This is a genomic window from Bradyrhizobium sp. ISRA436, from assembly GCF_029910015.1.
GTDB lineage: Bacteria > Pseudomonadota > Alphaproteobacteria > Rhizobiales > Xanthobacteraceae > Bradyrhizobium.
Window position 1 is genome coordinate 5293124 of sequence record NZ_CP094519.1, and the last position, 25056, is coordinate 5318179.

Annotated in this window: 25 protein-coding genes and 1 pseudogene; 12 read left to right on the forward strand and 14 right to left on the reverse strand. The window is 60.9% G+C overall.

Annotation, left to right across the window (positions count from 1 at the left end):
* Window positions 1-46: 46 nt before the first annotated feature.
* From tnpB to MTX23_RS36415, 3 genes and pseudogenes are all read right to left on the reverse strand, one after another.
* Window positions 47-375 (reverse strand): annotated as a pseudogene (gene tnpB, locus MTX23_RS24880) (IS66 family insertion sequence element accessory protein TnpB).
* Entirely contained in the window at window positions 369-701 is a 333-nt protein-coding gene (locus MTX23_RS24885) for a transposase (RefSeq protein ID WP_348637506.1), read from the reverse strand. The pseudogene tnpB and the gene MTX23_RS24885 overlap by 7 nt, the downstream one beginning before the upstream one ends.
* Entirely contained in the window at window positions 607-1365 is a 759-nt protein-coding gene (locus tag MTX23_RS36415; RefSeq protein WP_348637507.1) for a ParB/Srx family N-terminal domain-containing protein, read from the reverse strand. Before MTX23_RS36415 ends, MTX23_RS24885 begins: the two co-directional genes overlap by 95 nt.
* Before the next feature lie 114 nt (window positions 1366-1479).
* Here MTX23_RS36415 and MTX23_RS24895 point away from each other — a divergent pair, with 114 nt between their 5' ends.
* On the forward strand, window positions 1480-2172 hold the full coding sequence (locus MTX23_RS24895) for a helix-turn-helix domain-containing protein (protein ID WP_280972796.1): 693 nt from the start codon (window positions 1480-1482) through the stop codon (window positions 2170-2172).
* A gap of 104 nt (window positions 2173-2276) precedes the next feature.
* Window positions 2277-2723 (forward strand): DUF4440 domain-containing protein, encoded by a 447-nt coding sequence (locus MTX23_RS24900; protein ID WP_280972798.1) that lies wholly within the window; start codon window positions 2277-2279, stop codon window positions 2721-2723.
* A 376-nt stretch (window positions 2724-3099) separates the two neighbouring features.
* Here the strand turns inward: MTX23_RS24900 and MTX23_RS24905 are convergent.
* Window positions 3100-4274 (reverse strand): IS3 family transposase gene (locus tag MTX23_RS24905; RefSeq protein WP_280972799.1). Its coding sequence is split into 2 segments (ribosomal slippage): window positions 3100-4025 and window positions 4025-4274, totalling 1176 coding nucleotides; the frame shifts between segments, so codons are not numbered across the junction.
* Window positions 4275-4289: 15 nt separating this feature from the next.
* On the opposite strand from MTX23_RS24905, the gene MTX23_RS24910 reads away from it, so the two are divergent.
* Window positions 4290-4565, forward strand: coding sequence for a hypothetical protein (locus MTX23_RS24910; protein WP_280972800.1), 276 nt, complete (start codon window positions 4290-4292; stop codon window positions 4563-4565).
* 198 nt (window positions 4566-4763) lie between these two features.
* On the opposite strand, the gene MTX23_RS24915 is transcribed toward MTX23_RS24910, so the two are convergent.
* Window positions 4764-5147 carry a DUF1330 domain-containing protein gene (locus MTX23_RS24915; RefSeq protein ID WP_280972801.1) on the reverse strand — a complete coding sequence of 128 codons (384 nt, stop codon included), beginning with the start codon at window positions 5145-5147 and terminating at the stop codon, window positions 4764-4766.
* 224 nt (window positions 5148-5371) lie between these two features.
* On the opposite strand from MTX23_RS24915, the gene MTX23_RS24920 reads away from it, so the two are divergent.
* Window positions 5372-6433: an IS110 family transposase gene (locus MTX23_RS24920; RefSeq protein ID WP_280972802.1), complete on the forward strand. Its 1062-nt coding sequence runs from the start codon at window positions 5372-5374 to the stop codon at window positions 6431-6433.
* Window positions 6434-6912: 479 nt separating this feature from the next.
* Here MTX23_RS24920 and MTX23_RS24925 read toward each other — a convergent pair whose 3' ends face one another.
* Together MTX23_RS24925 and MTX23_RS24930 are read right to left on the reverse strand one after the other, a co-directional pair.
* Window positions 6913-7650, reverse strand: a complete 738-nt coding sequence (locus MTX23_RS24925) for a hypothetical protein (RefSeq protein WP_280972803.1) — start codon at window positions 7648-7650, stop codon at window positions 6913-6915.
* Between the two features lie 232 nt (window positions 7651-7882).
* The gene (locus tag MTX23_RS24930; protein ID WP_280972804.1) at window positions 7883-8734 is read right to left on the reverse strand and encodes a LysR family transcriptional regulator; all 852 of its coding nucleotides are present in this window, start codon (window positions 8732-8734) and stop codon (window positions 7883-7885) included.
* Between the two features lie 203 nt (window positions 8735-8937).
* On the opposite strand from MTX23_RS24930, the gene MTX23_RS24935 reads away from it, so the two are divergent.
* From MTX23_RS24935 to MTX23_RS24950, 4 genes are all read left to right on the forward strand, one after another.
* Window positions 8938-9687, forward strand: a complete 750-nt coding sequence (locus MTX23_RS24935; RefSeq protein WP_280972805.1) for a substrate-binding domain-containing protein — start codon at window positions 8938-8940, stop codon at window positions 9685-9687.
* A gap of 354 nt (window positions 9688-10041) precedes the next feature.
* Window positions 10042-10566 (forward strand): (2Fe-2S)-binding protein, encoded by a 525-nt coding sequence (locus MTX23_RS24940; protein ID WP_280972806.1) that lies wholly within the window; start codon window positions 10042-10044, stop codon window positions 10564-10566.
* On the forward strand, window positions 10563-11579 hold the full coding sequence (locus MTX23_RS24945; RefSeq protein ID WP_280972807.1) for a xanthine dehydrogenase family protein subunit M: 1017 nt from the start codon (window positions 10563-10565) through the stop codon (window positions 11577-11579). The genes MTX23_RS24940 and MTX23_RS24945 overlap by 4 nt, the downstream gene beginning before the upstream one ends.
* Before the next feature lie 19 nt (window positions 11580-11598).
* Window positions 11599-13803 (forward strand): xanthine dehydrogenase family protein molybdopterin-binding subunit, encoded by a 2205-nt coding sequence (locus MTX23_RS24950; protein ID WP_280972808.1) that lies wholly within the window; start codon window positions 11599-11601, stop codon window positions 13801-13803.
* Between the two features lie 17 nt (window positions 13804-13820).
* Here the strand turns inward: MTX23_RS24950 and MTX23_RS24955 are convergent, their stop codons facing one another.
* Complete coding sequence (locus tag MTX23_RS24955) at window positions 13821-16127, reverse strand: FAD-linked oxidase C-terminal domain-containing protein (RefSeq protein WP_280972809.1); 2307 nt, start codon at window positions 16125-16127, stop codon at window positions 13821-13823.
* On the opposite strand from MTX23_RS24955, the gene MTX23_RS24960 reads away from it, so the two are divergent.
* Window positions 16128-16403: a hypothetical protein gene (locus tag MTX23_RS24960; RefSeq protein ID WP_280972810.1), complete on the forward strand. Its 276-nt coding sequence runs from the start codon at window positions 16128-16130 to the stop codon at window positions 16401-16403.
* 430 nt (window positions 16404-16833) lie between these two features.
* Here the strand turns inward: MTX23_RS24960 and MTX23_RS24965 are convergent, their stop codons facing one another.
* Together MTX23_RS24965 and MTX23_RS24970 are read right to left on the reverse strand one after the other, a co-directional pair.
* The gene (locus MTX23_RS24965; protein WP_280972811.1) at window positions 16834-17928 is read right to left on the reverse strand and encodes an enolase C-terminal domain-like protein; all 1095 of its coding nucleotides are present in this window, start codon (window positions 17926-17928) and stop codon (window positions 16834-16836) included.
* Between the two features lie 9 nt (window positions 17929-17937).
* Window positions 17938-19695 (reverse strand): thiamine pyrophosphate-dependent enzyme, encoded by a 1758-nt coding sequence (locus MTX23_RS24970; protein ID WP_280972813.1) that lies wholly within the window; start codon window positions 19693-19695, stop codon window positions 17938-17940.
* Between the two features lie 134 nt (window positions 19696-19829).
* On the opposite strand from MTX23_RS24970, the gene MTX23_RS24975 reads away from it, so the two are divergent.
* Together MTX23_RS24975 and MTX23_RS24980 are read left to right on the forward strand one after the other, a co-directional pair.
* A complete protein-coding gene (locus tag MTX23_RS24975; protein ID WP_280972815.1) occupies window positions 19830-20273 on the forward strand; it encodes a PPC domain-containing DNA-binding protein in 444 nt (147 codons plus the stop codon).
* The gene (locus MTX23_RS24980; protein ID WP_280972817.1) at window positions 20270-21295 is read left to right on the forward strand and encodes an SDR family oxidoreductase; all 1026 of its coding nucleotides are present in this window, start codon (window positions 20270-20272) and stop codon (window positions 21293-21295) included. Before MTX23_RS24975 ends, MTX23_RS24980 begins: the two co-directional genes overlap by 4 nt.
* Before the next feature lie 56 nt (window positions 21296-21351).
* Here the strand turns inward: MTX23_RS24980 and MTX23_RS24985 are convergent, their stop codons facing one another.
* Genes MTX23_RS24985 through MTX23_RS25000 form a run of 4 tightly spaced genes read right to left on the reverse strand, consistent with a single transcriptional unit; the run spans window position 21352 to window position 23643 of the window.
* Complete coding sequence (locus MTX23_RS24985; RefSeq protein ID WP_280972819.1) at window positions 21352-21861, reverse strand: hypothetical protein; 510 nt, start codon at window positions 21859-21861, stop codon at window positions 21352-21354.
* On the reverse strand, window positions 21812-22258 hold the full coding sequence (locus MTX23_RS24990) for a hypothetical protein (RefSeq protein ID WP_280972821.1): 447 nt from the start codon (window positions 22256-22258) through the stop codon (window positions 21812-21814). The genes MTX23_RS24985 and MTX23_RS24990 overlap by 50 nt, the downstream gene beginning before the upstream one ends.
* Window positions 22255-23172: a non-homologous end-joining DNA ligase gene (gene ligD / locus MTX23_RS24995; protein WP_280972823.1), complete on the reverse strand. Its 918-nt coding sequence runs from the start codon at window positions 23170-23172 to the stop codon at window positions 22255-22257. The genes MTX23_RS24990 and ligD overlap by 4 nt, the downstream gene beginning before the upstream one ends.
* Before the next feature lie 33 nt (window positions 23173-23205).
* Window positions 23206-23643, reverse strand: coding sequence for a DNA polymerase ligase N-terminal domain-containing protein (locus tag MTX23_RS25000; protein ID WP_348637577.1), 438 nt, complete (start codon window positions 23641-23643; stop codon window positions 23206-23208).
* A 456-nt stretch (window positions 23644-24099) separates the two neighbouring features.
* Between MTX23_RS25000 and MTX23_RS25005 the strand changes: the two genes are divergently transcribed.
* Window positions 24100-24708, forward strand: a complete 609-nt coding sequence (locus MTX23_RS25005; RefSeq protein WP_280972825.1) for a hypothetical protein — start codon at window positions 24100-24102, stop codon at window positions 24706-24708.
* Window positions 24709-25056 lie beyond the last annotated feature (348 nt).

A 25056-nucleotide genomic window follows, 5' to 3' on the forward strand; every position in this document is an offset into this window, starting at 1 on the left:
CCCGAGTCTGCCATGCTTCGCGCCCCGATGCAGCGAAGATTTTATCCTACGCATGCGCTTTCGGCTGCGGGATTCGAGGCGCGTGCATGCGTGTCCAATCCATGCCGGCCAGAAGCGCCGCCAGCTGCGCGGCATTCATCCGCATGACGCCAGCCACGATGGGAGGCCATTTGAAGCCGCTGCCAAGCCGCTGCCATCCCAGACGACAATCTTTACCCGATCCGCGCGCTTTGCACGGAAGACCACCGCCACACCCCTCATCGGGTCATGGCCCAGCGTCTCCTTCGCCAAGAGCGCCAAGCCATCCGCGCCCTTTCTGAAGTCCACAGGTTGCGTCGCCACGTAAATCATGAGGCTCGCGGGTGGCGTCAGCATGAACATGTCCGTCGGAGCGCTATGAACACATCGCTCAACACAGCAAGGCCAGGCGTCCCGCGTATCTCGACCCGTGCCCCCTGGAGCTCGACCGTAACAGCGGCTGCTTCCGGCGACACGGAGGACGCCGTAGCCGCCGGTAGCGACGATTCCGACACCAAAGGCACAAACGATAAGGTATCCGCCGAAGCCGGCAGCACCAACTGGCCTAAACGCGCTCGACGCCGCCAATCATGCACCTGCTGGGGCCGGCAGCCATGGCGGCGGGCGACATCTGTGACAATCGCGCCCGGCTCGAGGCTTTCCGCGGCAATCCGTGCCTTCAAATCGTCCGGCCAGCGCTTTCGACCTGCGCCAGCATACACTTCGATACGTGGGGACGGTCGTCTTATGTCGTCCGAATGGTCGTCCATTGTGAGCGCCCTTGCCGAAGATGACTCTTCTAACGGTGCTCCCAAGACTCCGCACAAACAATCTGAAGGGCCTCGGCGCTACGCTTACAATGAACGTCATGTCGCGGAAAGGCGACCGATCGCCGTCCGGCAACTCGGGCATCTGCTCCAACTCGCCGACCCCGACCGATAGCCTCGAAAGCTCGTCCTCGGTAATGCCGGTCAGCGCGATCTCGAAACCGCTTTCCGCGAGGTCGGCCAATTCGAGCCGCAGCATCTCGTCATCCCAATCGCTGGCATCGGTCAGGCGATTATCGGCGATGACGTCAGCGCGCTTTTGCTGATCGGTCCAACCGCGTGCGACGATGACCGGGGCCTGGGTAAATCCTAACAGCTTGCCGGCGGCCAATCGGCCGCGCCCGGCGAGCACCATGCTGTCGTCGGCCGCGAGGATCGGCATAGTCCAGCCCCATTGCCGGATTGACGCCGCGATCTGCTCGATTTGCTCGGGCGAATGCCGGCGCGAATTGCGCTCATAGGGCCGTAAACGGTCAACCGGCCATGTTTCCACGGCCGGCTTGCTGGTCATTGCATCCATGATCTGCCGCTCGTAAGGGCCGTTTACGGCCCGCAGGCCTCGATACTGGCGCGCCCCGGGAATAGTCCAGAAACTGGACTACCTTAGTGGCCCTCATGATGCTAAGTTCTCGTCATGAAAGGCTATGGATCATTTTGTCCCGTAGCCAAAGCTGCGGAAATTCTCACGGAGCGGTGGACGCCGCTTGTGCTCCGCGAGCTGTTGCTAGGGTCCCGCCACTTCAACCAGCTTCGCCGCGGCATCCCACAGATGTCGCCTACACTCCTCTCCAAGCGTCTTCAAACGCTAGAAGAGGCAGGGCTAATCTTACGCCAATCAGGCGATAATGGGCATTGGGAGTACCATCCAACCCAAGCGGCCAAAGAAGCCCGGCCAATTATCGATGCATTGGGCTATTGGGGCCACAGGTGGGCGCGCAGCCAGCTCACGCCGAACGAACTCCACGCGGGCCGGCTCATGTGGAATATGCGCCGTTCGTTCGAACTAAAGCACATTCCATGCGACTTGGTGCTGTACATCGAGATTGCGGACGCTCGGCCGAAGCGCTGGTGGTTTGTTGTGAACAAGGAGGACGCCGATCTCTGCTGGGATGATCCCGGCTTCGAGGTCGATATCAGCCTCTATGCGAGTCTGCTGACGCTTGTGCAGATTTTCATAGGCGAGCTGCCGCTGGTACGGGCGCGTGAGCTCGGCAAAATCGAGATCGACGGTCCTAAGCATCTTGTGAACAGCATGCGCTGTTGGTTCCCACGCAGCAAATATGCCAATGAGGCGCCTGCGGTGGCAGATCAAGTCTCAGCCAGCTGACGACATTCTCCAGTCCACTTTTTGAACTAGTGGCCCAGCTTCCCTCAGCGGTAGCGTTTGCGAATGCGCTCATGCGCTAAGCATCTCAGCTAAAGGAGGCAAAGATGAGCCGCCACTCTCTTCTTTCATACGCCGTGCTGTTGATCTTTACCTGTGCTTGCGTTGGTCATGCAGGGGCAGACCCACTTGCCGACGAACTTTCCTCGGCGGCTGCCAAATGGGATGCTGCCATCAACAACGCGGACTTCGATGCCCTATTACCGTTGTATACCGCTGACGCCAGATTGATGCCGCCTGGCGCGCAGCCCGTCACGGGCCCTTTGGCAATCCGTAATTTCTTTGCTGGGCGGGGAAGAAGCGTAAGAGATCACAAGGTTGAGCTGGTCGATGTGTTGCCCATCGGAACCTACGCTTATACGACCTCCCATTTCACGGCCACGCTAGTGGTAAATGAGAAGGCGGCGCCAATTTCTGGCAGCACCGTGAGACTCCTTGAACGCCAACCCGACGGACAGTGGAAGATAAAGTCTCATATCTTCGTTAAGGAATAAATTCACGGTGCCGCAGCTATCCGGCCAGATACCCACAGACTTGGCACGGGTCGCAGTTCGCGAGGAGTTTGCGAGGAACCAAAGCCCAAAAACGCGGTCCCGAAATACGCAAAAGGCGGGCAGTCCGGCCCCCGGCCGGCGCCGCCATCGGCCGCCGATCCGGGGCCCGGGGGTGCGTTTTTCCCGCCCGCCTGACCGGATTGCCCCGCCCGGGCTTTCGCGCACCGGTGGCGCCCCTACGGGCTTTTCCGGAGTCTCCGTAACTATTTGATATTCCGCCATTATTCGTCTCGGGATCGGACAAATAGGATCTTCCAACCACCGACCAGTGGCCTAGTTCTGGGCCACTTCCCCGGGGTGACCTTGCCCCCAAGTTTTATCCAGTCCTGAGCTCGCCCTGGCTGTTGGATTTGCCCGGTCGGGCGGTGGGAGCGACGGGAGCTGGCGCGGAGCCTTCGGCACAGCGCAGCGCCAGATCCCGGCGCGGTTGGCAGGTGATGGCGAACTCGGATGGGGTCTTCCATCCGAGCTGCGAGTGCGGTCGTGTGTTATTGTAATCGGCTCGCCAACATCCGAGTGCGACGCGGGCCTGGGCCAGCGACGTGAACAGCGTCTCGTTCAACAATTCGTCGCGCAGCCGGCCGTTGAAGCTCTCGATGAAGGCGTTCTGCATGGGCTTGCGCGGCGCGATGTAATGCCATGCGACGCGGCTCTGATCGGCCCAGGTCAGGATGGCGTTGCTGGTGAACTCGCTGCCGTTGTCGCTGACCACCATTGTCGGCTTGCCGCGCTCGATCACCAGCCGGTCCAGTTCCCGCGCCACCCGCCTGCCCGAGAGCGAGGTGTCGGGCACCAGCGCCAGGCACTCGCGGGTGCAGTCATCGACCACGGTCAGGATGCGGAAGCGGCGGCCGTCGGTCAGTTGATCCGAGACGAAGTCGAGCGACCAGCGGTCGTTCGGCGCCAGCGGCACCGTCATCGGCGCCCGGGTCCCGATCGCCCGCTTGCGGCCGCCACGGCGACGCACCGCAAGCTTCTCTTCCCGGTAGAGCCGGAACAGCTTCTTGTGGTTGATTGCATAGCCCTCCCGCTTGAGCAGCACGTGCAGGCGCCGGTAGCCGAAACGGCGGCGCTCTTGGGCGATCGCTCGCATGCGTTGGCGAAGGCCGGCATCGTCCGCCCAGGTCGTCCAGTATCTCATGGTCATGCGGCAACAGCCGATGGCTTTACTCATCCCGAATGCTTTCCACAGATGGGCGACAGCTTTCCGCTTTCCCGCGGGCGTCACCATTTCTTTCCCAACAAGTCCTTCAGCGCGACATTGTCGAGCATGGCATCCGCCAGCAGCCGCTTCAGCCGCGTGTTCTCGTCCTCCAGTGCCTTCAGCCGCTTGGCCTCCGAGACGTCCATCCCGCCGAACTTGGCCTTCCATTTGTAGATGCTGGCGTCGCTGACGCCGTGCTTGCGGCACAAATCGGCGACCGAAACGCCGGCCTCATGCTCCTTCAAAATCCCGATGATCTGCTCTTCCGAAAAGCGGCTGCGCTTCATGCTCTGGTCCTTGTCGTGGGCCAGAACGAACTTCAAACTGGATTAAGCCCGTGGGGCAAGGTCACTGACCATTTCACCGCGTCTCTGTTTATCGGGCGCGGTCAATACCTGATCGAGAAGCGCTATACGGTGCTGGCGGCGATGGAAGCCGCCCACGGCCTTGAATATGATTCGCGCGCCCATACCCGGCGCGCGCTCATTTACGCCATCGCGCCCGACGGCCACGCCACGCTGCTGACCGCCGCGCTCATCGAGAAACTGCTTTCCCTCAAATCGAAAGTGTCCGCTTAACAGCCACAAGCGGCACAACGGCGGACGTTTTCTAACGAACGCGATGGGTCAAACCGAGAGAAACTCTCGTTGAGCAAATCGTGTCCGCTCTTGCCTTGAATGCCGACGTGCATCGGACATGGATTTCGGTCGCTCAAAGACACAATCTGCGACATTCGATCCTTGAGGTTTAAACCTGAAGCGAAAGGCGCTGTTGTCCTATTGCGGAATGCCTTCAACAGCGAAGATTCGTAACTTACCGTATTGGTCGCCAATCTTACGAGCTTCCAGATACGCTGGCGAACTATAGGCTGCTTTGGCTTTTTCTAAGTTTTCAAACATTGACAGGACGATGCGCGATGCTGGCGGTGCACCAGAGAGCGAAATCGTTTTACCGCCCGATACGAGCCGCTTTTGGCCGCTGTCGGCCAGAGCCTTGTTCGCAAGCGGCACGTATTCTTTTGCGTAAGCGTCTGGATTAGTTACGTCAATTTCCGAGATTACATAGGCCGGTGGCGATGCTTGGGCATGAAGCCCTTCAACTATTCCCGCACCAAGTCCAAAACTCGCAAGCATTCCCAAACTGATTATGGAAGCCTTCATGGGAGTCTCCCAGCGAAGAAATTAAGTTATCGCGTGTCAACTTAAGAGGTCAGAACACCTAGGGTCAATATGCGAACAGGCGTCCTGGCACGTGATGGAAGCGACTTCAAGGTTAGCAGTCAGCGGGTGGCGGCAACAGCATGTCCGTTAATGGGACGGTCCGGCCGTGCTCCAGCCCCGCCAGTGATCGAAGCTGGGTTCGGGGCACCGAAAAGGAGCACGCCATGTCCCAGAAATCTAGCAGCGCAATCGCCGTGGTCGGCATTGATATCGGCAAGAACTCGTTCCACGTTGTAGGGCACGATCGGCGTGGTGCGATCGTACTCCGGCAGAAATGGTCGCGCGGCCAGGTCGAGGCGCGACTTGCCAACCTGCCGCCGTGTCTGATCGGCATGGAGGCGTGCGTCGGCGCGCATCATCTCAGCCGCAAGCTACAGGTACTCGGCCACAATGCCCGGCTGCCAGCCAAATACGTGCGGCCGTATAGCAAGGGACAGAAGAACGACTTCCGCGATGCGGAGGCAATCGCTGAGGCGGTGCAACGCCCGACCATGAAGTTCGTGGCGACCAAGACCGCCGACCAACTTGACCTGCAGGCGCTGCATCGCGTCCGCGAGCGCTTGGTCAGTCAGCGTACCGGTATCATCAATCAGATCCGCGCCTTCCTGCTGGAACGCGGCATTGCGGTGCGGCAAGGGCTGCGTTTCCTGCGCGCCGAGCTGCCAAGCATCCTGGCGACGCAAACCGATGTCCTCTCTTCCCGCATATTGCGCCTGGTCGAGGACCTCGCGGGAGACTGGCGCCGGCTGGATGCGCGTATCGAGGTCCTCTCCTGCGAAATTGAGACGTTCGCCCGTCAAGATCAGCACTGCGATCGGTTGATGACGGTGCCCGGCATTGGCCCGATCATCTCGAGCGCGATGGTGGCCGCGATCGGCACCGGCGACGTGTTCTCCAAGGGCCGCGACTTCGGCGCCTGGCTCGGACTGGTCCCGAAACAGATCTCGACGGGAGACCGCACAATCCTCGGCAGCATATCAAGGCGCGGCAATCGCTATCTGCGCTCCCTGTTCGTTCAGGCGGCCTGGGTCGTGCTGGTCAAGCTCGGGCCGAAGCATTGGGAACACTATGGGCTCAAATCCTGGATTGAAGCGGCGAAGAAGCGACTACACCACAATGTGCTCGCTATTGCGCTCGCCAACAAGCTCGCCCGGATCGCGTGGGCGGTTCTCAACAAGGGGCGCGCCTTCGCGTGCATCAACACCGATGCGACCCGTCCATCGTGATCCTCGCGCCGTGCTCGGGGCCATCAAGGCGTGGCCTGGCAGCATGGAAGCGAGGGGCAAGGCCTGTGCGCCGGCCAGCCTTGACGGTCCCCTTGCGCGCGGCCCGTCGGCACGCGCAGGCCGGGACGAAGGAACGGCCGCCAGGCACGAACAAAGGAACAGCCTAAATGAGGAGCTATCGATGATGTAGCTTAGTTTGCCCGCCAAGGTCTGCGAGAGGATGAGACGACGATGGAGATCGGTCTTCCCGGCGCATGCGAACACTGGTGACCCAAATGGCCCGGTCGAGGCCTGTCCGCTAATCAGATCGCATGCGCGCTGATATCCATGATGGCCCGGAGCACAAGGCGCTCCAACCAAAGGCCGGATACATTGATGCAAGACCGAATCTGCCGATGGACGAAACCTCTTGCAACGCACGGCCGGACCATACATCAGGGTCACACATCCGGAATAGTTCGTGAACCCGACATGTCGGTTCAAACCGGAGCGTGGCGGTCGCCGCTGCCGCGCCGCTGTGCCAATTGGTCGTCGGCCGTCGCCTGCTTGCCACGCGCAATTCCGCGATGCATGCGCGTGCCGCGCCGCTCGATTTGCGAATACGGGATTTCCTCCGGCACCAACCGCGCACGCGCATCGGGATTGAGAAAATAGATGTAACGCATCTGGTAGCCATCGAGCGGCACGCCCCGGCCCGACCATGAACCGCCGGTCTTGGCGAAATGCGCCGCGCGGTTCTTGCCGGTGACTTGCGTCATCTTGTGCGTCACCGAGCCATCGGGCAGTCGCAGAAGGCTTTTGTTCAACTTGAGCCCCGTGAGCAGGAAGCCGGCCGCACTATAGATCGTGCCGTCACCGCACTGGCATCCATCGGCGAACGAGATCACCCATTCGATGTGCGGATAATGCTTTTTGATCATCCGCAGCGCGATCGAGAGCGCGCGGCTTTCGCTGTTGCGGGGCAGCGCTTCCGAGAACGCCAGCCGGTTCAGTTCGAGAAAGCCATTCCATGCCGTATCGCGCACCAGCCCGAGAATGTTGCCCTTGTCCATCGACGGACCAAACGTCATCGCGCCTTCAAGCCGCCCGCCGATAAAGACGCCGAGCGCGAGGAAGGCATTGTTGACAGTCCTGTGGCTGTAGTGCAGCCGAATTATCAGCGCGTCGGCGTCCTTCTTCGCGATCGGCGCCACGCGGATTTCTTTAGCCTGTCCCATGGTTAGTACTGGTAGCGCATCATTCGACGCTCCGGTTCGGGGGTTGCCGCGGTGCCATCAACCCACAACGGCCCGTCGCGGGTGGCCGCAATGCTCTGAATTCACTTCCACCTTTGTGGCATGGCGGATATTGTCAGACATGCCGCTGGTTCGACCCCGGTCGAGAATGGACTCCAATCAGACGTTAGTCTGTTCGCGCGGCAAGCCGTTCATGTGGCCGTGCCACCTTGCTTTAAGCAAGTGGTTTGGCGACGTCGCGAACACAATTGGCGAACGCTTGCGCGACTGGGCTCAGCATTCGACCCTTCAAGGTGAAGATTGCCGTTGGCAGGTGCCACCGCGGCAATGCGACGGGCAGTGCCTTCAGCAGACCGGCTCCGGAGCCGAACCGCAGCGCCGAGCCCGGCACTAGTGTGAGATAGCGTCCGGTGGCGAGCAGGCTGATGCGCAGGTGTAGGGAGTTGCTGAAGATCGTTGCGGTGGGAATCGACAGCTTCGCAGAACGGAATGCTTCGACGAAAGGCGAACCGAATTCCGCTTCCAGCGTCGACAGAATCCACGGCACGTCGACGAGTTCTGAAAGCGTCAGTCTGCGGCGGCGCGACCAGGAGCTCTGCGGGCCGGCGACGACGACGAGCGACTCATAGAACAGTGGTTGCATTTCGATGTCGGAGTCAAGTGCCTTCGTCAGCAGTCGCGAAATAACGATTTCGCATTGACGTTCCCGGAGCAGGTTGAACTGATGCGACGCCGTGCCTTGTTCCAACCTGACGCGCAGACGCGGCAGTCGTTTTGAGAGCCGCTCGATCGCTGCCGGCACAAGGCCGGCCGCCCACACTTCGGTGCACGCTATGCGCAGCTCGCCCGCCTGGGGATCGGTGAGAAATGCAATCTCCTCGACGCTCTGCCGAAGTTCGTCGAACACCGCAGTGCCGCGTTTTAGCAACGCCTTGCCGAACATCGTCGGCTCGATTCCGCGCGTGGTGCGGTCGAGTAGCGTCACCCCGAGCATGTGTTCAAGATTGGCAACGGTGCGCGAGATCACTGGCCGTGAGATGGACAGGCGCTCGGCGGCCTTGGCCATGCTGTTCTCCTCGACCACCGTCATGAAGACGTGGAGGTCGCGGGGCTTGAGAAATCGTCCGACCCTATCCCAGCGCATGTCGACGTACCTAAATGGCTACCGGCCTGTCGAATAATCGACCTTGTGGATACTCCTATTTTGGCGCCGACTCCAGCTGCGGGCCTGAACTTTCGGCCTGAACCCGTTCGAAGCAGGAGGTGGCGATGGGGGCCGTTCGCATCTTGGCTGCAGCTCTGGTCGTGGTGACGAGCGTCGCCACCGCCGGCGCCGCCGAAATCACCGTTCTGAGCACTCCCACCATGAAAGGCGTGCTCGATGACCTTGCGCCCGCGTTTACACGCGCGACCGGTCATACGCTTGGGCTCACCTTTGAAGGCGTCCCGGTCCTCAAGCGGCGGATCGAAGCGGGTGAGGCGTTTGATGCCGCGCTCTTGTTGCCAGCGGCAGTAGATGACCTTACCAAGTCAGGCAAGATCGCGGTCGGCTCGCGTTCAGACATTGCCCGCACGGCCGCCGGTGTGGCGGTCCGCGCGGGCGCGCTGAAGCCTCTGGTGGGCACCAGCGAAGACCTGAAGCGAACGCTGCTCGCGGCGAAAACAATCTCCTATTCGCGCGACAGCGCGAGCGGAAGCTATTTCCTTCATCTGCTTGATCACCTTGGAATCGAGACCGAGGTGAAGCCGAAGCTCCTTGCGATGACAGGCCGGAGTCCGGTCGAGGCCGTCGCGCGCGGCGAAGCAGAGTTGACCGTGATCACCGTGCCGAACATCGTCGGCGTCGAGAGCGTCGCCCTCGCGGGGTTGCTTCCGGAAGAGTTACAGAACTACACCACCTTCAGCATCGGCGTCAGCGCCAACGCCAAGGAGCGTAAAGCCGCCGAGCAATTGATCACATTCTTGCGCTCGCCCGCCGCCGCTATCCGGAGCAAAGGATTGGAGCCCATTGTCCCCTGAAGCCTTGTTCTGGGGAGAACGATCGTCGCTTGCCCGGTCTTGTTGCCTTTTGACCTTTTCATGAACCATTTTCGGAATTTTGTAATATGTTCGTCACGGTTGTTGCGGTGCTTTGCCATTTTTCAGTTCAACACTGCACCGAAGTAGTCGTTACAAATTCGCACTTGGACGCCGGTATCACTTTTCAGGGCTGCTTAACTGGCAGTCTAGCAAGGTCAGGTGGGTCAGAAGCGTCAATTTTCTATCCATCGATTTGGAACAGACGATCTCGTTGTTGGGTTGGATGTATCAACAGGCAAAGTTTCGAAGCGTCAGCTTCGCTGACCATCCCTCTTATCATCGATAGTTCTTCGCATGACCGACAATCAGCTGCGAAGCCATCAAGATATCGAAGGCCTCTCGCTCGCAATTCCCGAACGCATCGCGATCACGCTCGTCGTCAATGGCGTGGAACGGCGGCTGAAAGTGGCGCCCTGGACCTCCCTCCTCGACGCTCTGCGAGATCACCTCGACCTGACGGGCTCCAAGAAAGGCTGTGACCACGGACAGTGCGGCGCCTGCACCGTGCTCATCGAGGGGCGGCGAATCAATTCCTGCCTAGCGCTTGCAGTCATGAAGGACGGCGCCAAGATCACGACCGTCGAGGGACTCGCGCGCGACGGAACGCTGCATCCTCTCCAGCAGGCCTTCATTGATCACGACGCGTTCCAATGTGGCTACTGCACACCCGGACAGCTCTGCTCGGCAGCCGGATTGATCGCCGAAGGCAGGGCGCAGACCGATGATGACATTCGTGAGCTCATGAGCGGCAACATTTGCAGGTGCGGAGCCTATCCGAACATCGTCGCAGCGATCCGACAGGCAATGAGAGGGCCATGATCAATTTCCAGTATGCGCGGGCCACCGACGTCGCCGACGCCGTGCGCCGCATTGCCAGCGAGCCTACCGCCAAATTCATCGCTGGCGGCACCAATCTTCTCGACTTGATCAAGGAGAACGTGGAGCGTCCCTCGCGGCTGATCGACATTTCGCGGCTGCCTCTCACGAAGATCGAGCCGACGACTGATGGCGGGCTCCGCATTGGCGCCATGGTGCCCAATTCCGACCTTGCATATCATCCGGTCGTCGCCCAGCGCTATCCGCTCTTGTGCAGCGCTGTCCTGGCCGGAGCATCGGCCCAGTTGCGCAACATGGCTTCCGTCGGTGGCAACCTGTTGCAGCGGACGCGCTGTCTCTATTTTTACGATACGGCGACACCGTGCAACAAGCGCACGCCAAACAGCGGCTGCTCGGCAATCGAGGGAATGAACCGCAATCTTGCGATCCTGGGCACGAGCGATGCCTGCATCGCCACGCACCCCTCCGACATGTGCGTTGCGCTGGCAGCGCTCGAAGCTGCAGTTCGGATTACCGGGCCTGGAGGGGACCGCGCCCTTCCCTTTGCCGATTTCCACCGCTTGCCCGGCGAGACCCCGCAGCGTGACACCAATCTCGGGTCGGACGAGATCATCACTGCGGTCGAGCTCCCACCGCGGGGCTTTGCGGACAACTACAGTTATCTGAAGATCCGCGATCGGCTCTCTTACGCGTTCGCACTTGTTTCGGTTGCGGCCGCGCTTGAACTGGAGGGTAACACCATCAAGGAAGCGCGGCTCGCACTCGGCGGGGTCGCTCACAAACCTTGGCGGGATCCTGAGGTCGAGGCGGCGCTGCGCGGTCAGATCGCCAATGAAGCGAATTTTGCAGGCGCAGCGACCCTGCTCCTGCGCAGCGCGAGGAGCTATTCGCACAACGGCTTCAAGATCGAGCTGGCCCGCCGCGCCATCGCGCGCACCCTCACGCAGGCGGCGCGCGGGACCCCGCAGTCACAGTCCGACAAGAAGATCGCATGAACATCGAACGGGCCAAGAGATGACCGCTTTTGTTGGAACGGCAATCTCCCGCGTCGACGGTCGCGCCAAGGTGACTGGCGCGGCAAAGTACGCCGGGGAATATCGAGCCGACGGCCTGGTCTATGGCTTCGTCGTGGAATCGACCATCACAAAAGGCCACATTCGGCGCGTCGACACCAGCACCGCGCTTAAGGTCGAGGGCGTCCTCGACGTCCTCACACATCAAAACAGGCCGCAGATGATCAACAGCGATGACGCCTGGAAGGATGACGTCGCACCGGAGCAAGGCTCGCCGTTCCGTCCGCTTTATGATGACGTCATCAGGTTCAACGGCCAGCCGGTCGCCCTCGTGCTGGCCGAAGACTGGGAAACGGCTCGCTTTGCGGCGTCGCTCGTTCGTGTCGAATATCAAGGTGAGGCCTGTGTGACCGATCTTCATGCACGGCGCGATCAAGCCTTTGTCGTCGAGAAGCCGGCGCGGCCGCGCGGCGACGCGTCAAGGGCGCTGGCGGGAGCTATGGTGCGCCACGAGGCCGACTATTTCATTCCGACGGAGCATCACAATCCGATGGAGCCGTTCGCTTCGACCGCAATTTGGGAACGCGACGGCAGGTTGACGGTCTACGAAAAGACGCAGGGTGTTCAGAACGTGCACCGCTATCTCTGCAGCGTCTTTCAGAAGAAACCGGATGAGCTGCGGGTCGTCTCATCCTATGTTGGCGGCGCGTTCGGCTCTGCGCTGCGGCCGAACTATCAGGTGGTGCTCGCCGCTTTGGGCGCCATCGCGCTCAAGCGCGCCGTCCGGGTGGTGCTTACGCGACAGCAGATGTACGGGCTCGGCCATCGGCCGGCAACGATCGAACATCTCGGTCTGGGTGCGACAGCCGATGGGAAGCTTGAAGCGATCATTCATGACGCTGTCGCCGAGACGTCGCAATTTGAAGCGTTCTCGCGCAACGACCCCGAATGGGCCGGCTTGCTCTACGCAAGTCCGAACACGAGGTTCGACCACAAGCTCGTCAATCTTGATGTTGCGACGCCTTGCGATATGCGTGCCCCGGGCGCGACGACGGGAGTGTACGCACTCGAGAGCGCAATGGATGAACTGGCAGTCGCACTTAAGATGGACCCGCTCGAGCTGCGATTGCGCTGCTATTCGGACCGCGACCAGAACGAAGATCTTCCCTACACGAGCAAGCAGTTGCGTGAATGCTACCGTCAGGGGGCGGAAGCGTTTGGGTGGAACAAACGCAATCCGGCGCCGCGCTCGATGCGTGACGGGCATGAGCTGGTCGGCTGGGGCATGGCGAGCGGCGTTTGGGAAGCCCTGCAGATGCCCGCGGGTGTTCGCATAGTGCTGACCGCGAACGGCCACGCCGAGGTTTCTTGCGCCGCGAGCGACATCGGGACCGGGACCTACACCATCGTGGCGCAGGTCGCGGCCGACGCCTTGGGACTGCCGATCGGAAATCTCAGCATCAAGCTCGCGGATTCGACACTGCCGCAAGCGCCGGTCGAGGGCGGATCATGGATGGCGGCCTCCGCGGCGCATGCCGTGCTGAACACGGCTCGGGAGATCCGAAACGATCTCCTGCGTTTGGCAAAGAAAGTTCCGGATTCTCCGTTGCAGAGCGCGGGCCCGGACGACGTCATTCTCGTCGACGGCAAGATCGCCTTCCGGCGAGATCCAAGCCGAGCAGTCTCCATTACGGATGCGATGCGCCGCGGCGGGGCCGACCGCATCGAGAAGGAGAAGGTCAACCAGTTCGCAGAAGACACGTCGCACGCCCGCAACACGCATTCAGCCATATTCGCGGAGGTCAGGGTCGACGAACAACTCGGCGTGTTCCGGGTAACCCGCGTCGTCAGCGCTGTAGCCGCAGGCCGCATTCTCAACCCCAAGACGGGAGGCAGCCAGATCATGGGCGGCGTGGTCTGGGGCATCGGCATGGCGTTGCACGAGGAGACGCTGTTCGATCACAGGTTCGGCCGTATCATGAACCCGAACCTTGCCGAATATCATGTGCCAGCAAATGCGGATGTTCGCGACATCAAGGTTATCTTCGTCGAAGAGCCGGATGAGCTGATCAATCCGCTAGGTATGAAGGGATTGGGCGAGATTGGCATTGTTGGCGTCGCTGCGGCCATAGCCAATGCCGTTTATCACGCGACCGGAAAGCGCGTCCGTGATTTGCCGATCACGCTCGACAAGCTGCTGAACTGATCGCCCGGTACGCTTGGTTAACTCGTCACACCGACCGCATCGGCTAGTAACTCCGCAACGTGCTTCGTCTGCCGGCCCGTGCATTGCTCGATTTGCTCACGGCAACTGAAGCCGTTAGCCAAGACGATGGTCGCAGCATCGGCGTTGCGTATCATGGGCAGAAGCGCGCGCTCGGCCGCGGCGATGGAGATGTCGTATTTTCCCTTTTCGAATCCGAACGAGCCGGCCATTCCGCAACAGCCGGACTTCATCACGTCATAGTCCAGCCCCAGGCGATCGAGCACGTGCTGCTCGCTCTCTGGCGAGAGTACCGCGTGATGATGACAATGAAGCTGAACCAGCGCCGAGCCCGAAATCCGGCCGAGCTGTTCGTCGGCCGCGTGCCTATCGAGGAATTCGGTGAGGAACACGGTCTGGTGGGACAGGCGCTCCGCGTACTCGTGACCGGGAAATAGATTTGGCAGCTCGTCGCGGAATGCGCTGACGCAGGCCGGCTCGAGCCCGATGATCGGGATGCCCAGTTTGATCGCCGGTGTCATTGCGTCAAACGTGCGCTGCCAGAGCGCCTTGGCGCGATCGAGCATGCCCCAGTCATAGAGGGGGCGGCCGCAGCAGAGGGGACGGTCCGGAATGGTGACCGAGTAGCCGAGACCTTCAAGAAAGCGCGTGGCTGCGATTGCCGTCTGCGGTCGAAAATAGTTGTTGAACGTGTCGGGCCACAGCATGACAGGTTTGCCATTCGCGCGCTCGCCACGCCGCAGGAACCATTGCGCAAAAGTCTGGCGGGCGTAGCGCGGCATCTGGCGCTGCGGCGCGATGCCGCCGATCCGCTTGCTCAATGACGACAGGCCCGGCCATCGGAAGAGCGCATTGGCAAGCCATGGGGCCGAGCCGCCAAGGCGCGACCATTCGTAAATCAGGCCCATCGAGTAGGCGGCGCGCGGCCGCAATCGACGTTTGTAGTGATGCGCGCGAAATTCAGCCTTGTAGGTCGCCATGTCGACCTGCACGGGGCAGTCGCTTTTGCAGCCTTTGCAGCCAAGGCAGAGATCGAGCGCCTCCTCGACCTCCGTGCTGCGCCACAAATCATCGATCGGTCCGCCATGCAGCATCTCGAACAGAAGGCGCGCGCGGCCGCGGGTCGAATGCTTCTCCTCGTTGGTGGCCATGTAGCTCGGGCACATGACGCTCTTGCTGCTGTCGCGGCGGCGGCAGGCGCCTATGCCGACACAGCGGCGGGTGGCCCTGGCGAAGCTGTGGTGATCCTCCGGATAGAAGAAGTAAGTGGGTACGCTCGGCGGCTGATAGGTCGGACCAACCCGAAGATTCGAAGTCGGTGGAAAAGGATCGATCAGCTTTCCCGGATTCATCTTTGCGCCGGGATCCCAGATGGCCTTAAACTCCCGGAATACCTGCATCAGCTCAGGCCCGTACATCTTCTCGAGCAACGCCGCGCGAGCCTGGCCATCGCCGTGCTCGCCCGACAACGAGCCGCCGTGACGCACCACGAGATCAGCAGCCTCGTCCAGGAACCGCTGCCAGTTGGCGAGCCCCGCTTCGGTGCGAAGATCGAACGGCACGCGGCAATGCACGAGTCCGTCGCCGAAATGACCATATACGGATGCATCGTAGCCGTACTTGCGATAGAGTGCCTTGAGCTCGCGCAAATACCGTCCCAGGTCTTCTCGTCTGACCGCGCTGTCCTCCCATCCGGGATAGGTTTCGGGCCAGCCCGGCACATGCGCGGTCGCCGCCAGTCCCGCCTCCCGAACGTCCCAGAGCTTCGCCTGTTGCTCCGGTTCCTTCAGTAACTTGGCCTCCATTCCTCGCCGCTGAAATTCCTCGGCGAGCGGATTGGCCTTCGCGATCGCGGCATCAACGGTGTCGCCACCGAACTCTGCCACCAGCCAACCGCCTCCCGCAGGCAGTATCTTGACGTCTTCGGTATGAAGATGCTTCTTCAGGATGAACTCCACGAGCAGTTGATCGATGCCTTCAAGGCCGATCGGTCCGAACGCAAGCACGTCAGGCACAGCGTCGGCTGCGGTATAGACATCTTCAAAGCCGATGATGACCAGCACGCGATGCCGGGGACTCGGCACCAAGTTGAGCGTGGCGCGCAGTATGGTGACGCATGTGCCTTCCGTGCCGACGAGCGCTCTCGCCACATTGAATCCGCGCTCCGGCATCAGGTGGTCGAGGTTTGCATAGCCGGAAACACGACGGGGAATCTTCGGGTATTTTGCCAAGATGAGATCGCGATAGTGGTGGCGAAACTCATCCAGCCGCCGAAAGATTTCCGCCCGCCGGCCGCCGGAGGCCAAATGCTGCTGAAGCTCGTTCTCACCGGTCGGACCGACGTCAAGCCGCAGGCCGTCATAGGTCAGAATGCTCAGCGCCTCGACGTTGTCGGAGGTGCGGCCGGCCATCACCGAATGCACGCCGCAGGAGTCATTGCCGATCATGCCGCCGAGCGTGTTGTGATCGTGTGTCGCGGGATCCGGCCCAAAGGTGAGCTGGTGCTGTTCGGCGGTCGCGCGCAAGTTGTCGAGAATGCAGCCCGGCTCGACTTCGGCGAGGCGCGAAACGGCGTCGATTGAAATCACCCGGTTGAGATATTTGGAGCAATCGATCAGGACGGCGACGTTGCAGCCCTGCCCCGCGAGACTCGTGCCACCGCCACGCATGACGATCGGGGCATCAAACTCGCGGCAGAGCTCGACAGTTTTTGCAACAGCCGCCTCCGAGCGCGGGATGACCACTCCGATCGGCACCTGCCGGTAGTTCGAGGCATCGGTGGCATAAAGCGCCCGGCTGCCGGAGTCGAATCGCACCTCGCCATCCACGGCCCTGGCGAGCTCTCGGCCGAGCTCTTCATAGTGCTGGCCGGGGGTACGAGCGGGTCCCTCGCTGGTGATCCTGCCCTCGGGGGACCGAGTCACGCGACGCTGCGATTCCCGTTCCCTGCGATGGTCGACTTCAATGACGTGGCTCATCGGTATTTTCCTCGATCGCAAACCCCCTCGGTGATTAGGCTGCCAGGCGTTCGGCGTCTCTTTCCTTGAACGTCAGGCCATGTCCGGGACGTGCCGGATCAGGTGCAATCGCGCCGTTCCTGGGCCGCGGCACGCCGTCGAACACCATCCGTTCGATGCGGACATGATCGTAAAACCACTCGATATCGCGCAGCCGCGGCGCGGAGCAGCACACTGGCAGATGCAGGCTCGGCGCAGTGTGAGCCGACAACGGCAGATTCCAGGCATCCGCCAGCGCAGCAGCTTTGAGGAAACCGGTGTAACCGCCGCAGCGCGTGGCATCGGCCTGCAGCACGTCCACGGCCCCGGCCTCGAGCATGCGCCTGAAGTAGAACGGCTCATAGCCGTATTCACCGGCCGCGATCTCAATTGATGCAGGTGCGCGATCTCGCACAAGCCGCAGTCCCTCGAGATCATCGCTCGAGACGGGTTCCTCGAACCGGGTCACGCCAAGCGAGGCAAACTGCTGCGCGAATTCAAGAGCCTGCTTGCGGCGATAGGCGCCGTTGGCGTCGACATAGAGTTCGGCCGCACTGATCGCCGCTCGCGCGCTGCGGACGCGCGCAAGATCTTGCGCCGGCGCTGCTCCAACCTTCATCTTAACGAAGTGGCAGCCTTCCTGCTCCACCCAGCCGCTCAGCTGCTCGCAAAGGCGCGCCTCCGAATATGATGTGAAGCCGCCACTGCCATAGATCGGCACCTCTCGCCGTTCGCGGCCGAACAGATCGACCAGAGGGATATTCAACAGGCGCGCCTTCAAGTCCCAGAGAGCAACGTCCATGGCTGAAATCGCGCAGGCACAGACCCCACGCCAGCCGATGTTGCGCACGGCCTGCACCATCGCGAGCCACAGCGCGGGGATGGCGAACGCATCCTGCTCCACCACGATGGGCGCAAGTTCCTTGTTCACGATCTCGGCGGCGGCCGCGCTGGCGTAGCTATAGCCGAGCCCTGTTTCGCCTGCGGCGTCGATTTCGGCCACCACCAGCGTTGTTGCCGACCACGCGATCGTCCCGTCTGCTTCCGGCGCATCCGTCGGAATGCGATAGGACCGCGCTGCGACGCGCCGGATGTTCGCCTCATGTCCCATGACAAGGACTCAGATGATTTCGCGGACGACGTCGGAAGCAACCGTCAGCGCGATTTTGCCGGCCGCCGGCGTACCGCGCGCCAGCGATTCGGCGAGATGTGTAACCTGCTTCAGCGTTGCCTTTGGCGGCATCGGCGGCTCGTGCGGATCGACCACGGCCTCCACCAGCGCCGGACCGCGCACATGCAGCGCCTCGCGCAGCACCTCGCCGCAGCGCCCCGGGTCGTCGACGCTGAAAGCGTTCAAGCCAAAGCCGCGCGCTACCGCGGCAAAATCGATCGGTTGCAGATCGCAGACGTATTCCGGATTTCCCAAGAATACCATCTGCTCCCATTTGATCTGCCCCAGCGAATTGTTCTTGATGACGACGATCTTGACGTCGAGACCATACTTCACGCAGGTCGCAAGCTCGCCCATCAGCATGGTGAGGCCGCCGTCACCCACAAACGCCACAACCTGTCGGCCGGGGTAAGCCACCGCGGCTGCGATGGCGTACGGCAAGCCACACGCCATGGTCGCGAGGTTGCCCGAGCACGAGAACATCATGTTGCCGCGCATCACCAATTGCCGGGCGATCCAGGTCGTAATGGTTCCGGAATCTGTGGCCACGATCGCATCGTCGGACAGGAGCTTGTTGAGCTCGTGGGCGACGACCTCGGCCTTCATCGGCTTGTCGCTGCGGGTGCCCCGTGCCGCCATCAACTCGTTCCACTGCTTCATGCCGGCCTGGGTCTGCTCCAGGAACGACCGATCGCTGCGATAATCGAGCTGCCGCAGCAGGGCCTGAAGGACCTTGCCGCTATCGCCGACCAGGCCGGCTTCAACCGGATAGCGAAGTCCAATGCGCTTTGGATCGAGATCGATCTGAACCGCCCGCGCCTGCCCCGGCTTCGGATAGTATTCGATGTAGGGGAAGGTGCTTCCGGCGATCAGCAGCGAGTCGCAGTTTTCCAGCGCCTCCTGTGCGGGCTTGGTGCCAAGGAGACCGATGCCACCGGCGGAGTACGGACTGTCGTCGGGAATCGCGCCCTTGCCTAGAAGCGGCTTGATCACGGGCGCGCCGAGACGTTCGGCCACTGTCAGCACCTCGTTGCGTGCCTCGAGCGCGCCACGGCCTGCGAGAACCGCGGTTTTCCTCCCCGCATTGAGAATCGCGGCGGCACGGGCGAGTTGCTCATCGCTCGCGGTCTGTGCGGAGCGAGCCATCAACTCGGAAACGTGGTGGGGTATGTTGCGTTCGGACGGCTTGCCGGCGCTGATGGCCTGTGATTGCACATCGACGGGCATCGTGATGTGCGCAACACCGTGATAAGCGAGCGCCGTGCGACAGGCCAGTTCCACCACGTTCTGCACGTGGTGCGGTCCCATCACCCGGGTGTTGTACACGCAGACATCCATAAAGAGCTTGTCCAGTTCCACATCTTGCTGCGTGTAGGTGTGGAGCAGATCATGGAACTGCAGCCCGGTGATCGCGAGCACGGGCTGCCCATCGAGCTTTGCGTCGTAAAGGCCGTTGAGCAGATGAATCCCGCCGGGGCCGGAGGTTGCGATGCACGCGCCCAGCCGTCCGGTCCACTTCGCATAGGCGCAGGCGTTGAAAGCCGCGGCTTCCTCGTGACGCACCTGGATGAATTTGATCCGGTCCGCCCGCGTGCGCAGCGCCTCGATGATGCCGTTGATGCCGTCGCCTGGAAGACCGAAAACGGTATCGACGCCCCAGTCGAGCAAAGTCTCGACCAGAACATCTGATGCGGTGGGAGATGCCATGGGATCCGTCCGACACTGTTCTCTAGGTTGCCGCCCAATTTGAAGAACAGGCTGCTTCCGTGCCGGTTCCTACCGGGTTCGATTTTCCGGGAACGTTTTCTGCAACCGTGCCGTTAGTTCGGCGAGGAGAGCAAATGCGTTACAAACTTCTGCACCAGGCTGACGGGCAGCGCACCTTTGCGGTGGTCTTAAGCAATGGCGATGAGGTCATGGATTCGCTCCGGAGCTTCACCGCCGCCGAAAGCATCCTTGCAGCTCAACTCACGGCCATCGGAGCCCTCAGCGACGCGGAGTTGTTGTATTTTGACTGGAGCAAGAAGGATTACTTGCGCATTGCCGTGCCGGAACAGGTCGAGGTCGCCTCGATGCTCGGTGACGTGGCGGAGGGCCCGTCTGGAACGGCGGAGCTGCACATTCACCTCGTGGTCGGAAAGAGGGATGGTGCGGCGATGGCCGGTCACCTCGCGGAAGCCCATGTACGGCCGACCCTCGAGATCATCGTCACTGAAAGTCCGGCTCACATGCGAAAGAAGAAAGATCCCGAGAGCGGGCTGGCGCTCATTCATCCTGAAGCATGACTCCAGAATTTCGTAATCGCACGGTCGTAATAACAGGAGCTTCCGCCGGCGTCGGACGGGCCGTTGCGCATCGGTTTGCCCTAGCAGGCGCGAGCGTCGGGCTGATTGCGCGCGATACGAACGCGCTGAACGACGTGAAGGATGAAATCGACAATCTCGGCGGAACGGGCTTCGTTGCGCCCGCCGACGTTTCAAACCCGGACGAAGTATTTGCGGCGGCAGATTCGATTGCGCGGCAGTTCGGGCGGGTCGACGTGTGGATCAATGATGCCATGGCCACGGTATTTTCGCCGGTGTGGGACCTTACGCCTGCGGAGTTCCGCCGCGTGACCGACGTGACCTACCTTGGTGCTGTCCACGGCACCATGGCGGCACTGCGCCACATGCGTCAGCATAACCATGGCACCATCGTTCAGATCGGCTCAGCGCTGGCATTTCGGGGCATTCCGCTGCAGAGCGCCTATTGCGGGGCAAAGCACGCCATCCGTGGGTTCACCGATTCGTTGCGCGCCGAGCTCATTCATGAGAAGAGGGCGATCCGGATAGCGATCGTGGAGCTGCCGGCAGTCAACACGCCACAGTTCGACTGGGCGCGCACGCACGTGGCCCGCCAGCCACGTCCGGTGCCACCGGTGGTTCAGCCGGAGGTCATTGCGGAGGCGATCTTCCGGGCGACGCTCCATCCGGCGCGTGAGTATTGGATCGGGTGGAGCACATTGAAAGTCATATTGGGAAACATGTTGTTCCCTGGCTTCCTCGACCACTACCTTGCCAGAACAACCTTCGCTGAGCAGCAGACAAAACTGCCTGTTACACACGAGCGTCGAGACAACCTTATGCACCCGGTTCGTGAATTGCATCGCACGCGCGGCAGCTTCGGCGACGAGGCCCGCCGGAGCGCGCTCGTGACGTCGAGTGCGCTTGCCCGCTTCGCTTCGATTGCCGCATGCGGAGCCGCTCTGCTGGCCCTCGGCATGTTGAGCAATAGAAAGCCGACACATCGTGTCTCCAGAAGGCGCTGAGTCGCCCCAGCGCGTTTGAGCCGCGGGATATTCAGATTGGATTTTATCTATTCCGACTATCTGCCGGCTGACGCCTCAAGCGACTCTCTTTCAAGTTTGCGGACGGCGCGAGACAGGTCGGTACGCTGCTTGAGCATCGGCCTTAGCATGTCGCCCTTGGCTTTCAGTCTCTTGAAGATCGTTTTGATCGTGAACTGGTCAGGGCGTAGCCCCTTCCTTACTTCGTGCCATTCGAGCGGTGCCGAGACCAATGCGCCGGGCGACGGCCGAAGCGAGTAAGGCGCGGCAGCGGTTTGCCCGATCGCATTTCGCATGTAGTCGAGATAGACCCTTCCGCGGCGTTTTCCGATCCGATGCTGCGTTGTGGCGAGATTGGGAATATCGGCGGCAACGCGCTCCGCCAACAGCTTCCCGAAGCGTCGGACCTCCGCAAAGGTGTGGCCGTCACCGAGCGGGACCAGCACATGGATACCGCTCTTGCCGGAGGTCTTGCAGTAGTTCTTCACCTGCAACCGGTCAAGGAGCTGATGTGTTGCCCGCAACCTCGATAACGCCATCGAAATCATCCTTGTTGCTCGGATCCAGATCAAGCATCATGAAATCCGGCTTATCGGGATGACTGATGCGCGACAACCAGGGGCTCACTTCGATGCAGCCGAGATTAGCGAGATAGAGCAGCGTGTCCTTGTTGTTGCAGACAACATAGTCGACGGTCTTTCCTGCGCTCTTGGCGCGCATCGGCACGCTCTTGACGAAACGAGGCAGCTGCTTGGGATTGACTTCCTTCTGATGGAAGTGCGCGCCTTTGATGCCATTTGGAAATCGATTAAGGGCTTCTGGTCGGCCTTTGAGGTAAGGAAGCAGGTAAGGTGCGATTTTCCCGTAATAGGTAACTACGTCACCCTTCGTGTAACGCTCCTTGGGCGAGAAATTCTTGTCGAGGTGGGTAAGCTTCGCGGTCATGCTCGCTCTCGCCTGACTTGCCCCGCGGGCTTGTCGGCACGCAATCCAAGAAGCACCGGATGCCGCATCTCGCCCTTGCGGGTCCATTCTGTGAATTTGACCTGGCACACAAGCTGCGGCTTGATCCAGGTTGTCTGGTGCTCGTGCGGAACGTCCGTGAATGGTCTCTTGCGTGTTCTCAACTTCATCATGCGCGCATGCAGATTCGCGAGCATCTCTTTGGAGAACCCGCCGCCGCTGTGACCGGCGTAGACGAGCTTGCCCTTGTCGTGAACGCCAAGCACTAGCGAGCCGAAATGCTCGCGGCTCCCGCGCGGTTCGGTGAAGCCGACGATGACAGCTTCCTGTTCATGGCCGGTCTTTATCTTGAGCCAATCTCGCGAGCGCTTGCCTGAGCGGTAGAGACTTGCGGCACGCTTCGCGATAATGCCTTCCTCACCTGCACGCCGCGCCCTATTGAATGCCGCCTTGCCATGCTGCTTTCTGTGCGTGCTGTAGCGGACGAGCGGATGGCGGCGAAGGATAGTGCGCAAACGCTCCTTGCGCTCGATCAATGGCTCGCCGCGCCAGTCACGGTCGTCGAGGAAGAGCAGGTCGAACACGTAATATCGCAGACGCGCCCTGCCCTTCATGGCATTCTGCAACAGTTGAAATCGCGATCGGCCCGCCGCATCAAGCGCCACCAGCTCGCCGTCGATAACCGCCTTACGCGTGATGACTTGGAGCGCTTCCGCAACAGGGCCGTAACGTTCCGTCACCTCGTTGCCGTTGCGCGAATAGAGCGACCTCTTTCCGCCACCGGTTTCTGCAACGAGTCGAAAGCCATCCCACTTGGTCTCAAAGACCCATTCCTTGTCATCGAATGGCGCGTCGATGAGGGTCGCAAGCATCGGCTTGAGCTCACTTTTTCGCATGCGTCTTGATCAGCAGCCATTGCTTCGGGCGTTTCAGTCGCACGAGCGAATACGTGCCTCGAAGTTTGCTTCCCTCAAGAACGAAGGTCGCGCTCCTCGCCGCAGACCCGCCCGCATGGCCCGCTCGCTCTCAGCGGCGCTTTGCGCGCCTTCGGTCGTGTAGCTTCCTCCATCCCATTTTTCCACGACTCCCGCGCCATACTCGCCCTCGGGTATCCTTCCCTCGAAATCCTTGTAGGCGTACGGATGATCTTCAACCTGCACGGCGAGGCGCTTGTCCGCCGGTCTTCTGGGCGGCCCCTTAGGCACGGCCCAGCTCTTAAGGACGTGGTCCAGCTCCAGGCGAAAGTCATGGTGCACGTGGGAGGCACGATGCTTTTGCACCACGAAGATCAGCTCCTTCCGCCTCCGATGCGCATGCGCGCGCGGCTCAGGCGTCGTCCCAAAAATTGCGCTTCTTGCGATAGCCAGTCAGCGACATCGGTTCTCTTCCGATGATCTTCTACCTTCCTCGCGCGGTGCGCGATCTAATGAATGAAAACTCGTGTCGGCGACTGCTAGTTCCAACGCGAATCCAATAGGGAAAGGTCTTTGCCCTTCGATCGGCGCGACAAGTGGAGGAACCAATGGCCGGTAAGGCTCACCAGCAAGCATTTGGATCATCGTCGTGTGGCGTCGGATAGCCCATTGCATTGAGGGGATCTGGGCCGAGCCATCGTTACGGAACGCGTATCTGCGCTCGTAGTTTTCTGTTCAACGGTCCTCGTTAGAAGTTGCTCGCTAGGATTTTCATCATGAATACTGCCCGCCGAAAACGCGAGCCCCCTCAATCCGATATTGTCGAGCATGGCAATATCTATTTTTTCCTACCGACCCAGGATTGATGAGCAACAGGCCGAAAGCTTGGCTGACATCCAGTGATTCTACATGATCCTGAAACCCGACGGACAGGCCTGGTTTCGAGTTGCGGTTCTAGGGCGCAAGCGCTTGCCAGAGGCTGACGACCATGAACGCATCTGGGGATTCATCGAGCGCGTCGTGAGAAGGGGCGGTGAGATCGAAGATGAGTTTCGAGAGCGCCACTACTCGACGAAAACGCGAGGTCAACGCACGCTCCCTCCCGTACGACCGTCTGGCGAGGGCGCCTACGCGCTGACTCAACGCGGACGAAACCTACACCTCAGTTACGAGCTGGAGCTGCCGAATCGACCTGGCGAGGTGCAGGAGGAGCTCAATATCCAGAGACAGGCCGCCTATATTCTGGCAATCAAGAACCCGGCAAGGGAATCGCCGCCGGGTGCAGGGCTGTCCGAGCCGGAGGAAGCCAAATATCCCAAGTCCCTTCGACGGCAGTTCCGGGGTCGGCGATTTGCCTCGGAGGATCTACGGTTTCTCGACCACGAAGGCGCAGAGTTCGTGCTTGTTGGTGCGCGCACGGACCCGGAGGAAGCCTACGATATCGACATCGAGTCGGAACACGAGCACGGGGCAGACATCTTTCGGCAGCTCAAGATGTCGGCAGACGAATTCTGCTGAGCGAGGGTTGGGGTTGCCATCAACAACGGAACTACCGCGAGTAAAGCCGCTGATCGCATGACGTGCTTCTATTCAAGTTGGTCCCAGCCGGATCTGAGGGAGCAATGACATGACCATACGGATGACCGAGGAACTTTCCGCCAGGATTGAATGGAGTCCATTCATGATCACGGGCAACATGATGCCGCCCCGAGATCCTGATGAAGATGAAGAGGACTAGGACGAACAGAACGAAGGAGAGGACCGCGACGACGAACCGCCGGTCGTGCGCGAGCCGGACGAAAACTAGGGTTATCCTTCGCCGTGCTGCAATCACGGGCAATGGCCTGCGCCTGCATGGTGCTAAGG

What these genes read in the sequence shown, in the direction of transcription:
- MTX23_RS36415 (WP_348637507.1), bottom strand. Translation starts at nt 1,365, where the DNA reads ATGGATGCAATGACCAGCAAGCCGGCCGTGGAAACATGGCCGGTTGAC.
- MTX23_RS24895 (WP_280972796.1), top strand. Translation starts at nt 1,480, where the DNA reads ATGAAAGGCTATGGATCATTTTGTCCCGTAGCCAAAGCTGCGGAAATT.
- MTX23_RS24900 (WP_280972798.1), top strand. Translation starts at nt 2,277, where the DNA reads ATGAGCCGCCACTCTCTTCTTTCATACGCCGTGCTGTTGATCTTTACC.
- MTX23_RS24915 (WP_280972801.1), bottom strand. Translation starts at nt 5,147, where the DNA reads ATGAAGGCTTCCATAATCAGTTTGGGAATGCTTGCGAGTTTTGGACTT.
- MTX23_RS24920 (WP_280972802.1), top strand. Translation starts at nt 5,372, where the DNA reads ATGTCCCAGAAATCTAGCAGCGCAATCGCCGTGGTCGGCATTGATATC.
- MTX23_RS24925 (WP_280972803.1), bottom strand. Translation starts at nt 7,650, where the DNA reads ATGGGACAGGCTAAAGAAATCCGCGTGGCGCCGATCGCGAAGAAGGAC.
- MTX23_RS24930 (WP_280972804.1), bottom strand. Translation starts at nt 8,734, where the DNA reads ATGGCCAAGGCCGCCGAGCGCCTGTCCATCTCACGGCCAGTGATCTCG.
- MTX23_RS24935 (WP_280972805.1), top strand. Translation starts at nt 8,938, where the DNA reads ATGGGGGCCGTTCGCATCTTGGCTGCAGCTCTGGTCGTGGTGACGAGC.
- MTX23_RS24940 (WP_280972806.1), top strand. Translation starts at nt 10,042, where the DNA reads ATGACCGACAATCAGCTGCGAAGCCATCAAGATATCGAAGGCCTCTCG.
- MTX23_RS24945 (WP_280972807.1), top strand. Translation starts at nt 10,563, where the DNA reads ATGATCAATTTCCAGTATGCGCGGGCCACCGACGTCGCCGACGCCGTG.
- MTX23_RS24950 (WP_280972808.1), top strand. Translation starts at nt 11,599, where the DNA reads ATGACCGCTTTTGTTGGAACGGCAATCTCCCGCGTCGACGGTCGCGCC.
- MTX23_RS24960 (WP_280972810.1), top strand. Translation starts at nt 16,128, where the DNA reads ATGCTGCTGAAGCTCGTTCTCACCGGTCGGACCGACGTCAAGCCGCAG.
- MTX23_RS24965 (WP_280972811.1), bottom strand. Translation starts at nt 17,928, where the DNA reads ATGGGACATGAGGCGAACATCCGGCGCGTCGCAGCGCGGTCCTATCGC.
- MTX23_RS24970 (WP_280972813.1), bottom strand. Translation starts at nt 19,695, where the DNA reads ATGGCATCTCCCACCGCATCAGATGTTCTGGTCGAGACTTTGCTCGAC.
- MTX23_RS24975 (WP_280972815.1), top strand. Translation starts at nt 19,830, where the DNA reads ATGCGTTACAAACTTCTGCACCAGGCTGACGGGCAGCGCACCTTTGCG.
- MTX23_RS24980 (WP_280972817.1), top strand. Translation starts at nt 20,270, where the DNA reads ATGACTCCAGAATTTCGTAATCGCACGGTCGTAATAACAGGAGCTTCC.
- MTX23_RS24985 (WP_280972819.1), bottom strand. Translation starts at nt 21,861, where the DNA reads ATGATTTCGATGGCGTTATCGAGGTTGCGGGCAACACATCAGCTCCTT.
- MTX23_RS24990 (WP_280972821.1), bottom strand. Translation starts at nt 22,258, where the DNA reads ATGACCGCGAAGCTTACCCACCTCGACAAGAATTTCTCGCCCAAGGAG.
- ligD (WP_280972823.1), bottom strand. Translation starts at nt 23,172, where the DNA reads ATGCGAAAAAGTGAGCTCAAGCCGATGCTTGCGACCCTCATCGACGCG.
- MTX23_RS25005 (WP_280972825.1), top strand. Translation starts at nt 24,100, where the DNA reads ATGATCCTGAAACCCGACGGACAGGCCTGGTTTCGAGTTGCGGTTCTA.